The 13181-nt window shown below is 55.8% G+C and carries 14 protein-coding genes; 6 read left to right on the top strand and 8 right to left on the bottom strand.

Annotation, left to right across the window (positions count from 1 at the left end; genetic code table 11):
- Positions 1-166: 166 nt before the first annotated feature.
- Together GGR27_RS00490 and rpmF are read left to right on the top strand one after the other, a co-directional pair.
- Positions 167-736, top strand: a complete 570-nt coding sequence (locus GGR27_RS00490) for a YceD family protein (protein ID WP_168035439.1) — start codon at positions 167-169, stop codon at positions 734-736.
- Between the two features lie 49 nt (positions 737-785).
- Positions 786-1016 carry a 50S ribosomal protein L32 gene (gene rpmF / locus GGR27_RS00485; RefSeq protein ID WP_168035438.1) on the top strand — a complete coding sequence of 77 codons (231 nt, stop codon included), beginning with the start codon at positions 786-788 and terminating at the stop codon, positions 1014-1016.
- Positions 1017-1248: 232 nt separating this feature from the next.
- Here the strand turns inward: rpmF and GGR27_RS00480 are convergent, their stop codons facing one another.
- The gene (locus tag GGR27_RS00480) at positions 1249-1827 is read right to left on the bottom strand and encodes a GNAT family N-acetyltransferase (RefSeq protein ID WP_168035437.1); all 579 of its coding nucleotides are present in this window, start codon (positions 1825-1827) and stop codon (positions 1249-1251) included.
- A gap of 157 nt (positions 1828-1984) precedes the next feature.
- On the opposite strand from GGR27_RS00480, the gene GGR27_RS00475 reads away from it, so the two are divergent.
- Together GGR27_RS00475 and GGR27_RS00470 are read left to right on the top strand one after the other, a co-directional pair.
- Complete coding sequence (locus GGR27_RS00475) at positions 1985-4420, top strand: S9 family peptidase (RefSeq protein ID WP_168035436.1); 2436 nt, start codon at positions 1985-1987, stop codon at positions 4418-4420.
- Positions 4421-4547: 127 nt separating this feature from the next.
- On the top strand, positions 4548-4934 hold the full coding sequence (locus GGR27_RS00470; protein ID WP_168035435.1) for a Rid family detoxifying hydrolase: 387 nt from the start codon (positions 4548-4550) through the stop codon (positions 4932-4934).
- Positions 4935-5048: 114 nt separating this feature from the next.
- Here the strand turns inward: GGR27_RS00470 and GGR27_RS00465 are convergent, their stop codons facing one another.
- From GGR27_RS00465 to GGR27_RS00435, 7 genes are all read right to left on the bottom strand, one after another.
- Positions 5049-5474 carry a hypothetical protein gene (locus GGR27_RS00465; RefSeq protein ID WP_168035434.1) on the bottom strand — a complete coding sequence of 142 codons (426 nt, stop codon included), beginning with the start codon at positions 5472-5474 and terminating at the stop codon, positions 5049-5051.
- 77 nt (positions 5475-5551) lie between these two features.
- Positions 5552-6817, bottom strand: a complete 1266-nt coding sequence (locus GGR27_RS00460; protein WP_209037841.1) for a cation:proton antiporter — start codon at positions 6815-6817, stop codon at positions 5552-5554.
- 65 nt (positions 6818-6882) lie between these two features.
- Positions 6883-7566, bottom strand: a complete 684-nt coding sequence (locus GGR27_RS00455; RefSeq protein WP_168035433.1) for a hypothetical protein — start codon at positions 7564-7566, stop codon at positions 6883-6885.
- A complete protein-coding gene (locus GGR27_RS00450) occupies positions 7563-7940 on the bottom strand; it encodes a GntR family transcriptional regulator (protein WP_168035432.1) in 378 nt (125 codons plus the stop codon). Before GGR27_RS00450 ends, GGR27_RS00455 begins: the two co-directional genes overlap by 4 nt.
- A 2-nt stretch (positions 7941-7942) precedes the next feature.
- Positions 7943-8755 carry a hypothetical protein gene (locus GGR27_RS00445; protein WP_168035431.1) on the bottom strand — a complete coding sequence of 271 codons (813 nt, stop codon included), beginning with the start codon at positions 8753-8755 and terminating at the stop codon, positions 7943-7945.
- Positions 8752-9597, bottom strand: coding sequence for an ATP-binding cassette domain-containing protein (locus tag GGR27_RS00440; RefSeq protein WP_168035430.1), 846 nt, complete (start codon positions 9595-9597; stop codon positions 8752-8754). Before GGR27_RS00440 ends, GGR27_RS00445 begins: the two co-directional genes overlap by 4 nt.
- Positions 9598-9855: 258 nt before the next feature.
- Positions 9856-11436: an alanine/glycine:cation symporter family protein gene (locus GGR27_RS00435; protein WP_168035429.1), complete on the bottom strand. Its 1581-nt coding sequence runs from the start codon at positions 11434-11436 to the stop codon at positions 9856-9858.
- A 166-nt stretch (positions 11437-11602) separates the two neighbouring features.
- Between GGR27_RS00435 and GGR27_RS00430 the strand changes: the two genes are divergently transcribed.
- Positions 11603-12169: an RNA polymerase sigma-70 factor gene (locus GGR27_RS00430; RefSeq protein WP_168035428.1), complete on the top strand. Its 567-nt coding sequence runs from the start codon at positions 11603-11605 to the stop codon at positions 12167-12169.
- Positions 12170-12299: 130 nt separating this feature from the next.
- Entirely contained in the window at positions 12300-13163 is an 864-nt protein-coding gene (locus GGR27_RS00425) for a FecR family protein (RefSeq protein WP_168035427.1), read from the top strand.
- Positions 13164-13181 lie beyond the last annotated feature (18 nt).

The following is a 13181-nucleotide window of genomic DNA, read 5'->3' as shown; positions in this document are numbered from 1 at the left end:
TGCGGTACGGGTAGATGTTGCTGACCGATTTGTCCGCACAGCAACCCATTTATCCAACAAAAACCACCAAGCCTTGTCCATTTCCCCAAAAACCGTATCTTTGCGCCCACTTTTGAACGCCCACGGTACCAACGGGTACCATTAAACCGGGGTCAACCAGTCAGTTATGTCCGTACAATCTCCATTCATCTTTCCCTTACGGGGACTTGGCCAGGGTTTATACAACTACGAACTGACCATTGACGACGCGTTTTTCGCATCTTTTGCTGATTCTCCCGTGAGTCGCGCCGACATCAAGCTGGCACTTACCGTCGACCGCCGCACCAGGGAAATGAGCCTCGAATTCGATTTCGCCGGTACCATCGCCACGACCTGTGACCGATGTATGACCGACATCGACCTGCCGATCGCCGAACGCAAGACGCTCATCGTCCAGTTTACCGCCAACGCGGACGAGCTGGAGGACGAAGCCGACCTGATCTACCTCGACGCGGACACGAGCTTGTTTAACGTAGCCCCCTACGCTTACGAACTCGTGCTACTCGCCATCCCGATGATCAGAACTTTCGATTGCCGGAAAGGGGAGTCTCCCTACCCCTGCGACGAAGAGATGCTAAATCGCATCGACGGCAGCATTGAATACGAGACGGATGCAGATTTGCCCGATCCTTCCACTACGGAAAAGCCGGGCGATGAAAAACCCAGCCCCTGGGATGTTTTGAAAGATCTACAATAACCACAACTACTACTAGCGGCTGACTTTCAGCCACTCAAATACTTCCGCCATGGCGCATCCCAAGTCGCGAATCTCGAAACAACGCAAGCGCAAGCGTCGTACGCACTACAAGGCCTCCGAGCCAACCCTCACGGTCTGCCAGACCACGGGCGAAACCCACCAGCCCCACCGTGCCTACACGGACGCGGAAGGTAACATGTTCTACAACGGTAACCTGCTGGTGAAAGCCCCCGAGGTCGTCGAAGTAGCCGACGACGACGATACGGACGACGAAGCGTAGCGCCACCCGGCCCTGAGCTGAATTAAGATTAATAACATCAATAGCCTGCCGGAATATTCCCGGTGGGCTGTTTGTGTTGTAGCGACTGCGGGCAACGTCCAATCACGAACTAGTGCACTGCCTAATTTGACTGGTGGTTAGCCAGAAAAAAAGTAAGTAGTAAATAGCGGTAATAACTGCTAGTAATATCTTACCCGACACCGTCGACACTACTAAATCCATACCCATAAATTCACTCCTCTTTACTCAGCGTGCCGTACTCGTACTTAGTCAGCCGGTAGTTAACGCAATCACGAAATTTACCGTTCCGCTTGGTGTCCGCAATGGTTACTCCTTCGCGGATCATACCATTTTTGAGCAGCACTTTAGCCGAGGCAGCGTTATCGGTGGTGTGGTGGGCGTAGACCTTATGTAGTCCTAACTCCTTGAAAGCGAACGGAATCATAGCGCCGACCGCTTCCGTAGCGATCCCTCCACCCCAGTGAGGCTCGCCCAGCCAGTACCCCAATTCAGCTTTCTCATCCTCCGGCGTCAGGTGCAGGCCGATGCCACCGATGAACTCGTCGGTATCACGCAAACGTATCGCAAATAGGTACGCTGCCCCACTCGCGAAGCTTTGATACGCACGGTTCAGGAAATAGACGGCATCTTCTTCATAGTACGGACTGGGCATCCCCCTGGTAGTAACAACGACCCTGGGGTTGTCGGCCATTTTAACAATCGCCGGAATATCTAACGTGGTCGGCCGATTGAGTTTGAGCCGCTCGGTTATTAACTCGGGGTATTCGGTGAGTCCGGTGCGTGGTTGCATCTTGAGGTTTTGGCCAAATTAATGAAGTAAGTTGAATCCGGGTAGCAGCAACGTCAGGTAAGCGTTCGAATTGAGAAACTGCTCAGTCGCTGCCGTCAATTTTTTGCCTTGCGTACGGTTGACTATCTTAGTTTCTCAAACCAACACTTACGACTCCATGCGTAGACTTCTCCCCCTGCTCCTTCCCCTACTCCTCTGCACCAGCGTCAGCGCCCAGGACGCCCTCGGCTACCAAACGCCACCGGACGACATCCTCAAACTCGTCGACGTGCCCCTCGCCCCCAGCGTACTGATGGACAAGGACAAGAAAATGATGGTCCTGATTTACCGCGACGCCTATAAGTCCATCGCAGACCTGAGCCAGACGGAGCTGCGCCTCGGCGGCCTGAGGATCGACCCGCAGACCAACATTGGTAGCCGCGTCACTTACTACAACAGCGTGGCCGTCGGCGCAACGGCGGGCGGCACGGAAGTCCGTGAAGTCACTGGCCTGCCCGAAAAACCCCGCCTGACGAACTTCAACTGGTCACCCGACTACCGCCAGGTCGCCATGACGCACACCACGGCGGAGGGTGTGGAAGTGTGGCTACTGGACGTCGCTACGGGCGCGGCCCAACGCGTGACCAACGCCGCGGAGCGCGCCGTGAATGCCAACATGGGCGACGTCATTAACTGGGCGAAGGACGGCAAATCCATGCTCGTCAAGTTTTTACCGCAGGACCGTAAATCACTCATCGACGGCGCAACTGCGGTACCGACCGGGCCAACCATCTCGACGGCCGACGGTAAGAAAGCCCAGAACCGTACTTATCAGGACCTACTGAAAAACCCGAACGACGAGCACAATTTCGAGCAACTCGCCAGGAGTGAAATTCACCGCGTCTACCCCGACGGCCGCACCGAGCGGTGGCTACCAACTGATATGTACCGCAACCTAAGCTACAGCCCCGACGGTGCATACGTTATGGTAAGTCACGTACAGCGCCCGTTTTCCTACCTCGTCCCTTACTACCGCTTCCCGACAGTGACGACCGTCTACGACCAGACCGGAAAAGTCGTACGGGTCGTGAACGACGTGCCCCTCATTGAAGACTTACCGAAAGGCTTCATGGCCACCGAGCCCGGCCGCCGGAATGTGAGCTGGCGGGCCGACAAAGCCGCGGAGCTCACTTACGTGCAGGCACTCGACGAGGGCGACCCGGCCAATGAGGTCGATTTCCGGGACGAAGTTTTTACCCTGTCCGCTCCGTTCGCGGGGGAAGGAAAATCCATCCTCAAGACAACCAACCGGTACGCGGGCATCGCCTGGGGCAACGACAACACGGCCGTCGCTTACGACCGCTGGTGGGACACGCGCAACACCAAAACCTACGTCTTTAACCCCAGCGACGCCGACCAGTCACCCAAAGTGCTTTTCGACCGTAACTACCAGGATCGGTACAGCGACCCGGGAAGCCCGGTTTACGAACGCAACGAATACGGTCGCTCCGTGCTGGCGCTGGACGGCGACCACGCGTTCATGCTTGGCGACGGATACACGGAAAATGGGCAGTACCCGTTCCTCCACAAGATTGATTTGAGCTCCGGTGATGCGGAGGAATTATACGTTTCCAAGATGGAAGGAAAGGTAGAAGATTTACAGGATTTCGACCCAAAAACTGGCCGCCTCCAGGTAAGAATCGAAAGCCCCGTCGACTACCCGAACTACTATTTCCGTGACGTGAATTCCGGCGACATGACCCAGATCACCAACTTCGAAAATCCTTTTGCGGCGTTGGGTAACGTGCACAAGGAGGTGATCACGTACGCGCGGGAGGATGGCCTCGAACTCACCGGAACGCTGTACCTGCCGGTGGGTTACGATAAGGAAAAAAAGGAAAAGATGCCGATGATCCTCTGGGCCTACCCCCGGGAGTTCAAGGACAAAGCGAGCGCGGCGCAGAACACCAGCAACCCCAACGAATTTATCTATCCCTACTACGGCAGCCCGGTCTACTGGGTCACGCGCGGTTACGTCGTACTGGACGATGCCGCCTTCCCGATCGTGGGCGAGGGCGATACGGAGCCCAACGATTCCTTCCGCAAACAACTCGTGGCTAACGGCAAGGCGGCCATCGACGCCGTCGATGCACTTGGCTACATCGACCGGGAGCGCGTTGCCGTGGGTGGCCACAGCTACGGCGCGTTTATGGTCGCCAATCTCCTGAGCCATTCCGATCTTTTTGCCGCCGGCATCGCCCGCTCGGGTGCTTATAACCGGACCCTGACGCCGTTTGGTTTCCAGTCAGAGCAACGATCCTACTGGGAGGCACCCGCGGTTTACAACACCATGTCGCCCTTCATGCACGCCGAAAAAATGAAGACGCCCTTACTGCTCGTGCACGGGGAGGCGGACAATAATTCCGGCACCTACCCTTTGCAGTCCGAGCGGTATTTTAATGCGCTTAAGGGGCTCGGGGCAACGGTTCGTCTCGTGATGCTGCCGAAGGAGAGCCACGGCTACCGCGCCAAAGAGTCGATTTTACACTTACTCTGGGAGCAAGACCAGTGGATGGAAAAGTGGGTGAAGAACAAGGGGGACATCCGCCCCTAATCGAGCATACTGATTCAGGATTTTAGGGCGCGGCCGCGGGTGCGGGGTAATTGGGAAAGGAGCGGCGATACCCTACCCTACTGCCATTCCGCAGAATCTTTTATCTTGCGACCAAACTATAAACCCCATGGCCAGAAAAGTAATTAACACGCCCAACGCACCCGCTCCCGTCGGCGCCTACAACCAGGCGATTGCCCACAACGGTGTCCTCTACGTCAGCGGACAAATCGCCCTCGACCCAAACACGGGTGAATTGTTGACCGACAACCTCGAAGTAGAAACTCGCCGCGTGCTCGATAATCTCGGGGCTATTTTGACGGCGGCTGGAAGTAGTTTCGGTCAGATCCTAAAGTGCAGCGTCTTCGTCAGCGACATCGAGAATTTCGGTAAGATCAACAGCATTTACAGCGAATATTTCGACGAGGCGACCGCTCCGGCGCGCGCGCTAGTCGAAGTGGCTAATTTACCGAAATACGTAAACGTGGAGATTAGCTGTATTGCGGCAATTGACTAATACGAGTAACGACAATGGTAAATTCGATGAACCAGTTACGCAGCTAGGTAACGAGCGCCCCGACCAGTGTGAAGCCAAGGAAACCGGGAGGTTTTCTTGGCTTCGTATTTTGTGTTACTTAGGTACTTCCCACTCCGTTAGCAGAATCTCCGCGACGACTTCTCCGGCGGGCAGGTCTCGCTTAACATTGCCGATCGTTCCCGTCCCGAAGCCGTAAGTGCCGATCTCCAGGTCGTACGCCAGCTCGTCACCGGACGGTACGGTAACGTAATACTGTATGCCAGAATCATCCTCCAGCGTGACCGTCACCAGCGCCGGATCATTACCGACAACCGACTGCGTCGTGGAAGCAACGTAGAACTGCCAACCCGTAAAAGCGAAACCATCTTCCAGGACGGGTTCCATCCTACCGTGCAGGCTCATTCGTTTGAAGGCCATGTTTGCGCCGATCTGGTCCTCCGGAAAACCACCCTCGTCGTAGCCACTGCCGGAGCACGACAACATCACTACGGTTAATAAAAGCAAGAGAGTTCGGTACATGGTCAGACGGTTTCCGGGGCGATCAGTCGAGCAAATATAGCCTTCGTTTGGTATTAAGCACGTCGCGCGTCCGCAAGCTATTCAGCCTCTTTCTCGCGCCCCATGCGCCGGTCAACGTAGCTTAAAAATGGCTTGACGCTCAGCCCGTGCAGGAAAATAGACACGAGCATCGTGAAGTTAACGATGCTCCAAACGGCGTCGATTTCGGGGAAGTACTCTGAGTTGTGCGCGTAGGCTAAATAATAGAGCGAGCCCACGCCGCGAATGCCAAAATAGCTGATGGCGAGCCGTTCCAGAAAAGGAAGTTTGGAAGGTATGAAGGCAATCATGCCACTCAGCGGGCGGATAATTAACAAGATCGCTAGACCCAGCAGCGCACCTTCCCAGGTAAGATCTGCCAGACCGCCCGTCGCCGTGATGCCACCGAAAGCGATAAGAAAAATGCCCAACACGGCTTGTTCCACCTGATCGATCGCCTCGTAGCTTTGCTGGCGGGTTTCCACCTTTGCCCCGCTCGTCCTCCCCGAAATTACGGCCGCTACGAAGACGGCCAAAAATCCGTACCCTTCGACGATCTCGGTGAGGGAATAGGTAAGTAGCGTAGCGGCAAGAATGAAGAAACCCTCTTCGATCTCCGTATCCTCTCGTTCGGTCATTTTGGCTTCGAACTTGGCGAACAACCAGGCGAGTGATTTGCCCATTGCCCAACCGCAGACCGTTCCGACGATGATGCGGTATCCGAAGTCCCACCACGCCCAGGTCAGTACGGCATCGGAAATGTCAGTCGCCGAAACGATGGCGATGGCCAGGTAGACGAACGGAAAGGCGAGTCCGTCGTTGAGCCCCGCCTCCAGCGTCAGGCCGAAACGCACTTCGTCTTCGGAGGAATCATCCTGCGGCGGGCCAACCTGCACGTTGGCCGCGAGCACGGGATCGGTCGGTGCCAGCACCGCCCCCAGCAAAATGGCCGAAGCGGGCGCCAACCCGACCCACCACCAACCCAAACCGGCAACGGCCAGGATCGTGAGCGGCATTGCAATGGCCAGTAAGTAGATACCGGTCGACCAGGTTTTCCAACCCGGGTCGCGCTTCATCTTTAAGCCCGTACCGGCCAGCGAAATGATGACGATGAACTCCGTGATGTACTCCATGAGTTGCCGGTCGAAACGGGCGTCCTCCGGGTTCATCAGCGGCAGGTCAATGGGTAAACTAAATACGGCGAACCCAAAGGTCACGTAGATAATTGGCAGACTCAGTATCTGCTTGCGCAGCAAACCGGGCAGCATGAACGTGCCCATGAGCGCAATGCCGGCAAGGAGTAGGAGAAGGATATGAGTAGACAAACAGCACGTATTTTATGTGGTGCTTGAACCCATAAGTTGCGCATCCGGTTTCGGTATTACTTCACTTAGTCCGGTGAAAGAAGCTTAAAGTCACCGTAGGCTAAACGGTCCGATAGTGTACCGTCGATGGCTACCCCCATGCGTGCTTCGAGCTCTACCGTACCCGCACGCCCCCGCAGGAATTTCAGGTATTCGGCCTCAAGCAGCGATAAGGTCTCGACGTCGATAGAGACAGCTTGACTGGGCACGCCAATCAGCGTTAACTTCGGTATGGTCAGTGAGGATTTAGTAGTAAAATCAGGCTGAAACCTTGTTCTGCCAGCGTACGCCTTTTGCAGTTCGACGCGTAGCGTTGAAGACCCGGTATTGTTGAGGTTAGCACGTACCCTTACCGGGGCGTTCAACCTTACCGCCCGGTCAAAATCAACGGTAAGCTGTTCGCCGTCTCGCTCCAGCACCAAGTTGGCCGCGGCTGGCTCCGGTACCTCAACCACGATCGAATCGCCCAAATGCTCGTCGTGTACCAGTAGGAAGCCGGGACTTATTCTCAAATCTTGTATGCCCGCCAGCGCTACTTTCTTTCGAACGGTTGGTGCGCCCGCGGTTTGGACCGCCCGCTCGTAGCGCCCCTTGAGTTCCACTTTTTGCTGGTCGTACGACTCCTCCGAATTGCGGAACAGCTTTAGCGAGATGTCAACGGCGACCAAGATGACAAAAACGGATAAGTAGATCAAAAATGGGAGTTTCATACGGATTCGTCGTTAAAGGTTGGTAAGGTTAGGAGGTAACTAAGTTCGTCGACGGAGATACCGAGCAGCGATAGATTGCGACGGATGGAGGGGATTTGCTGGCGAATAAATTCCGTCCTGCGCAGCGCTACGGCGGCCGCTTTCCCACCCTCGGCGACGAAGAAACCCCGCCCCCGGACGGTACTGATAATGGCCTGTTCCTTGAGTCGGTCGTAAGCACTCATTACGGTGTTGGGGTTTACTCCGATTTCGGCCGCTAGTTGGCGTACGGACGGTATCCGTTCACCGTCCAGCCACTCACCAGCCAGGATCTGCTCCATTCCGTAGTCAGCGATCTGCTCGTAAATGCCGTTACTTGTTGTTTGGATTCTCATGACTAAATGGTTTTGCGCCGTAAAGCCAGACCGGCCGCTAAGGTCAGCGCGAGGGCGGCCATAAACACGACCAACCCGGGGAAGTCTTCGTGAGAGTGGGGCTGAAAGACGAAACTGGCGGCGGGGCTGGCCGTAAGTAGCGTCTCGCTCTCGTACATACCCACCACGTCCGTAGCCCAAAAGGCATTCTCTGACAGGGGCACACGCTCCGGGCCGGGGTCAAAGGAAGCTCGAAGCTTGGCCACGTACACACTGAAGCCAATGATCAATAGCACAACCCCCACACCTACCCTCTTCGGCGAAATAATAACCGGCATCAAGTACACGGTCGAAAAACCCACGTGAATAAGCCACGTCTGCCACACGATTTCTGGGAGGATGGCAATTGACGGCAAGGCGATGGATATGGGAACAATGGCCTTTGCGAAAAACGACAGCAGAATGAGCGGTGCGAAACATAGAAGGGGGACGAAAAGCCAGCCGAACACTAAGACCGCCCCGAAGCGCTCCCCCCAGGAAGCGGGTAAGCTTAGAAAGCTGATGCCGCGATCCTCTTCTTTAAACCACCGCCTTAAGTAAGAGGTCGTGAAAATGATCGCGCTCAGCAAGCCCGCAAACATGAATAAACCTTCAAAAGCATCGTCGGGAAAGTTGACACTCCCGGGAGGCCCGGCGGTAGCGTCCGCTAAGCCGAAAAGGAAGTAGATGAGCGTCAGTGTGCCAACAAAAATTCCCGTCGAGGCGAGGTAAGCAACCACGCCCAACTCCGCGATGAAGATTCGGACGATGGCCAGTATCCGTGCAAAAGGGTTCATACTAATGGTGTTTGTAGAGTGCCCGGCATCACCAACCGCCCGTCGGTCAGGGCGAGGTAAAGTGTTTCCAGATCGAGTGAAGTATTGGACGGGCGGCCGTCGGCGTGCACCGTCAGCCAGCCACCGGGTACGCGGCGGGCGTACCCCTTATCGCCGTAGGGTGGCTTAACGGGTTTGAGGTTGAAGCTGTAAAAGGCAGCGGCCTGGCCAAGGTCGACGTAACCCCGGATGGTCCGGTCGGCCAGTAACAGGAGGTGATCGAGCACGTTCTCCACTTCGCTGAGCAAGTGAGTCGCGATGACGATCGTCTGCCCGGCTTCCGTGCCGGCAATGAGGCTACGGCGGAACTGATCCTTACCCTGAATATCGAGCCCGATGGTTGGTTCGTCGAGTAGCAAGACCTGAGCGCGGGTGGCGAGGGCGAAACTTAGCTGCGCGCGGCGTTTTTGACCGAAACTGACTCGATCAAGCGGCTTATTCGGATCAACGCGAAAAGAGACTAAGTTCTCCCGGTAAAGTTGGTGATCGAAGTTCGGGTAGAAGGCAGCGTAGTAATGCGCGATTTTGGTCGGCGTCCACTTCGGGGCGTGGGGCTCGCTGGGAAGAAAGTAGAGCCGTTGGAGTAAGTCAAGCGGGCGCTCCCGGGGCTCGTGTCCGAGCACTTTTAGCTCACCGGCGGAAGGGAATTGCAAGCCCGCTAGTAGTTTGAGGAGCGTCGTTTTACCTTCTCCGTTCGGTGCACAGAGGCCGGTGATGCCCGCCCGGTCGATCACCAGGTCAACGTCGGAAAGTGTTTTTTCGGGACCGTAATGGTGCGCCAGGCCGCGAGCTTCAATAATCATCGTTCGAGTGTATTAAGTGAGTAGTACACTGCAATAGTAAGCGTTCGATCGTGACCAGCCAAGCTGGCGGGCCCACTGATCGACTAACGGCCGGTTCTGGTCGATGAGATTTCAGGTTCGCCGCCATTGGGCACCCATGAGCCACGAATTGTGAAGACGTGAAACACAAAAAAGCAGGGAGCACGGTTGCCCGTATTCCCTGCTCATCCGTAAACTTCTTTGCACCCGCGACCGCGCAAAATTGACCGTACGCTCCCCTTAATTAATCACGTTACCTTCCTTATCGAACTGCTTGATGGAGCCGTCCTTGATACGCGACATGTAATCTTTGAGCGCCCGGCGCACGTTTGGCATGAGGAAATACAAACCGAGCACGTTAGGAAAACACATGGCGAAGATCATCGCGTCGCCGAAGTCGAATACCGCTTTGGCACTAATCCCCGAGCCAATAATAACGAACAGACAAAAAATAATTTTATAAATCGCTTCCTGTGTCTTCGTCTGACCGAAGAGGTAAGTCCAACACTTCAGGCCGTAGTAGGACCAACTAATCATCGTGGACAGCGCGAAGAGAATAACCGCGATACCGAGCACAATGGGGAACCAGCTGATCACCGACTCAAACGCCGCACTTGTGAGCGCGATATCGCCAACTGTCTCGTTAGTCTTATTGGCGAAAGCATCCACCGCACCGTAGCCACCGTAATTCGTGATGACGATCACCAATGCCGTCATCGTACAGACGACCACCGTGTCGATGAAGGGCTCCAGCAGCGCGACAATTCCTTCGCTGATGGGCTCGTCCGTTTTTGCCGCCGAGTGAGCGATCGAAGCCGAACCGACGCCCGCTTCGTTAGAAAAGGCCGCACGGCGAAAACCCTGGATCAGGACACCGACCGCACCTCCGTAAAGCGCGTCGGAGTTGAACGCACCGCCGATGATCTGCCCGAACGCGGCGGGAATATCCGTAAAGTGATACCCCAGCACGATCAACGCTCCCAGGATGTAGACACCCACCATAAACGGCACGACTTTATCGGTCACCTTAGCAATACTTTTGATGCCACCAAGGATGATGAGGCCGACGACGAGGGCCATGGCCGTACCGAAGATCCACCCACGACCGTAAAATATACTGTCGACGCCACCGGTGATGTCGGTTAACTGAACGGTTGCCTGGTTAATTTGGACCATGTTCCCTCCCCCCAGGCTACCACCGATACAGAAAATGGCAAAAAATACGGCGAGAACCTTACCGAGAATGCCCCAGTTCTTTCCCTTTTCCGCTAGCCCACGGTCGAGGTAATACATGGGCCCACCGGAAACGGAACCATCCGCGTGCACGTCGCGGTACATCACGCCGAGGGAGCATTCGACAAACTTAGAGGACATACCGAGAAAGCCGGCAACGATCATCCAGAACGTCGCGCCCGGGCCACCCAGCGCAACGGCATAAGCCACGCCGGCAATGTTACCAACGCCGACCGTGCCGGAAAGCGCGGCGGTGAGAGCCTGAAAATGAGACACCTCGCCCGGCTCATTGGGGTCGTCGTAAATGCCGCGCACCACGTCAATCGCGTGGCGGAAAGCAGTAATGTTGATAAAGCCCATGTACACCGTGAAGACGGTGGCACCGATGATCAGCCACGGCAACACAAAAGGAACTTCCTGGCCACCGATCAAGAAAGGAAAGGGGAAAAAGACGATCGCCTCCACAAAAGCGGTGACGGGTTCGAAGATGCTTTGCAAGAAAGCGTCGACCGGGCCAGCTTCTTCTTGCGCAAGCAAGAAAATCGGGGAAAACAAGCCGAGGATTGCAAGAACGTATTTTTTCAACATAGAAGGGTGAGTGAGCTGCCGCGCCGCTAAAACACGGTGATTAAATTTGGGAAAGCCCGAAGGTAACAACTTTTGTTACGTCCGTAGGGCGTGCGTTCTGAATTATGGACTTCGCCCGGCCCGGCCCCGTCAGTTAGGACAAATTGCTACCTTCGGACCGACCGAAATGCAAGCAACCCCGACATACACCGACGAAGAACTGGTAAACCGACTGCGGGGCGGGGCGGCCGATGCCCTGGATGCGCTTTTTCGGCGCCACTACGTTGAACTTTGCCGCGTTGCCAATCGCTTCGTACGGGACGAAAACCAGGCGGAAGATATCGTCCAGGAGCTATTCGTTGCGCTCTGGGAAAAACGCTCCACCCTTCCTCCGTTAACGGCAACCGCACCCTACCTACGCCGGTCGACGCGCAACCGCAGCCTCAACTATTTGCGCGACCGTAAGCGAATCCCCGTCGACGATGGGGAGCTGCCCGAAACGCTCGCCGCGGAAACCGGCCCCACTGGCATCGAAAATTTTGAACTGGGAGCACGCATCAACGGGGCCATCGATCGCTTGCCCGAGCGGTGCCGGCTGGTATTTACGATGAGCAAAGTCGAGGATATGAGCCACCGGGAAATCGCCCAGAGCCTGAACATTTCGACCAAAACGGTAGAAAACCAAATGACGCGCGCGTACCGCCACCTCCGCGCGTGGCTGGCGCTGCTGGCGCTGTTTCAGGTACTGATCTGATGACGATCGGTGACCTTCCGGTCCGCCGCCCGACGAATTAGGGGTATAAACGCGATTCAGCGTGGGGGGAGTTGTTAACTTTGGTGTCCCCCCAACCAGGAACAGAATAGTATTTAAGTTTTTCCAAGCAATGAGCTTACGCAGCCACCAAGAAATCGATCGACTCGCCACTGGTTACGGCCAGGACTTCACGCCCGACGTGGAAAAGGGACTCGCTCGTCTCCACAGAAACATTGACGGAGAACGTCGCCAGGCCAAAGTTCGTCGGTTGCGTTTACCCCACTGGCTGTCAATCGCCGCGGGTGTCCTGCTGCTGTTCACGGCCGGTTTTTTCCTTCTTTCTTCTGGCAACACGACCTTTCGCAATGATACCCTCGAGGCCATGGCCGTCGAACTACCCGACGGCACCGAAGTAATTCTGCAGCGAGGTTCTAGTTTATCGTTTGGTGGCGCGTACGCGGGTGCGGAGCGGCGGGTGGAGATTGAAGGTCAGGGATACTTTAACGTAGTAAAAGATGCGGACAAACCGTTTTTAGTTTCTACGGGCAAGACGACTTTGCGGGTTACCGGCACGGCGTTCAATCTACGGGTCGAGGGAGAGGAACTGGAAGTCGAGGTTTCCGAAGGCTCCATCGTGCTCGACTACGGCGACCGTGAAGTCAGCGTTGCCGCCAAACAGTGCGGTATATCCAAATCCGGCGAGCTACCCACCATGGTCGAGGCACCGAACCTTAACCGCCACGCCTGGCGGACGGGGCACCTGGTTTTCGAAAACGCCCCGGTGGCACAAGTACTCGCTACCCTACACAACAACTGGGACGTTGAAGTAGACCTACCCACCACTTGTGACTATCCCATCAGTGCTACCTTCAACAAGAAAGACGCCGCCGCCATCCTGGAAACGGTCGCCAAGCTGGGTGGAATGACTTGCACCGCGACCGGTAAAAACACCTTTGCTTTCGTCGGCGGTTGCGACACGAACGTAGGCGAATAATTATACGACTCGCTAGAC

The sequence above is a fragment of the Neolewinella antarctica genome, from assembly GCF_011927835.1.
In the GTDB taxonomy this organism is placed as follows: domain Bacteria; phylum Bacteroidota; class Bacteroidia; order Chitinophagales; family Saprospiraceae; genus Neolewinella; species Neolewinella antarctica.
This window is presented reverse-complemented; position numbering and strand designations above follow the sequence as displayed.

What these genes read in the sequence shown, in the direction of transcription:
- rpmF (WP_168035438.1), top strand. Translation starts at nt 786, where the DNA reads ATGGCGCATCCCAAGTCGCGAATCTCGAAACAACGCAAGCGCAAGCGT.
- GGR27_RS00470 (WP_168035435.1), top strand. Translation starts at nt 4,548, where the DNA reads ATGGCCAGAAAAGTAATTAACACGCCCAACGCACCCGCTCCCGTCGGC.
- GGR27_RS00480 (WP_168035437.1), bottom strand. Translation starts at nt 1,827, where the DNA reads ATGCAACCACGCACCGGACTCACCGAATACCCCGAGTTAATAACCGAG.
- GGR27_RS00440 (WP_168035430.1), bottom strand. Translation starts at nt 9,597, where the DNA reads ATGATTATTGAAGCTCGCGGCCTGGCGCACCATTACGGTCCCGAAAAA.
- GGR27_RS00450 (WP_168035432.1), bottom strand. Translation starts at nt 7,940, where the DNA reads ATGAGAATCCAAACAACAAGTAACGGCATTTACGAGCAGATCGCTGAC.
- GGR27_RS00475 (WP_168035436.1), top strand. Translation starts at nt 1,985, where the DNA reads ATGCGTAGACTTCTCCCCCTGCTCCTTCCCCTACTCCTCTGCACCAGC.
- GGR27_RS00430 (WP_168035428.1), top strand. Translation starts at nt 11,603, where the DNA reads ATGCAAGCAACCCCGACATACACCGACGAAGAACTGGTAAACCGACTG.
- GGR27_RS00435 (WP_168035429.1), bottom strand. Translation starts at nt 11,436, where the DNA reads ATGTTGAAAAAATACGTTCTTGCAATCCTCGGCTTGTTTTCCCCGATT.
- GGR27_RS00455 (WP_168035433.1), bottom strand. Translation starts at nt 7,566, where the DNA reads ATGAAACTCCCATTTTTGATCTACTTATCCGTTTTTGTCATCTTGGTC.
- GGR27_RS00445 (WP_168035431.1), bottom strand. Translation starts at nt 8,755, where the DNA reads ATGAACCCTTTTGCACGGATACTGGCCATCGTCCGAATCTTCATCGCG.
- GGR27_RS00490 (WP_168035439.1), top strand. Translation starts at nt 167, where the DNA reads ATGTCCGTACAATCTCCATTCATCTTTCCCTTACGGGGACTTGGCCAG.
- GGR27_RS00465 (WP_168035434.1), bottom strand. Translation starts at nt 5,474, where the DNA reads ATGTACCGAACTCTCTTGCTTTTATTAACCGTAGTGATGTTGTCGTGC.
- GGR27_RS00425 (WP_168035427.1), top strand. Translation starts at nt 12,300, where the DNA reads ATGAGCTTACGCAGCCACCAAGAAATCGATCGACTCGCCACTGGTTAC.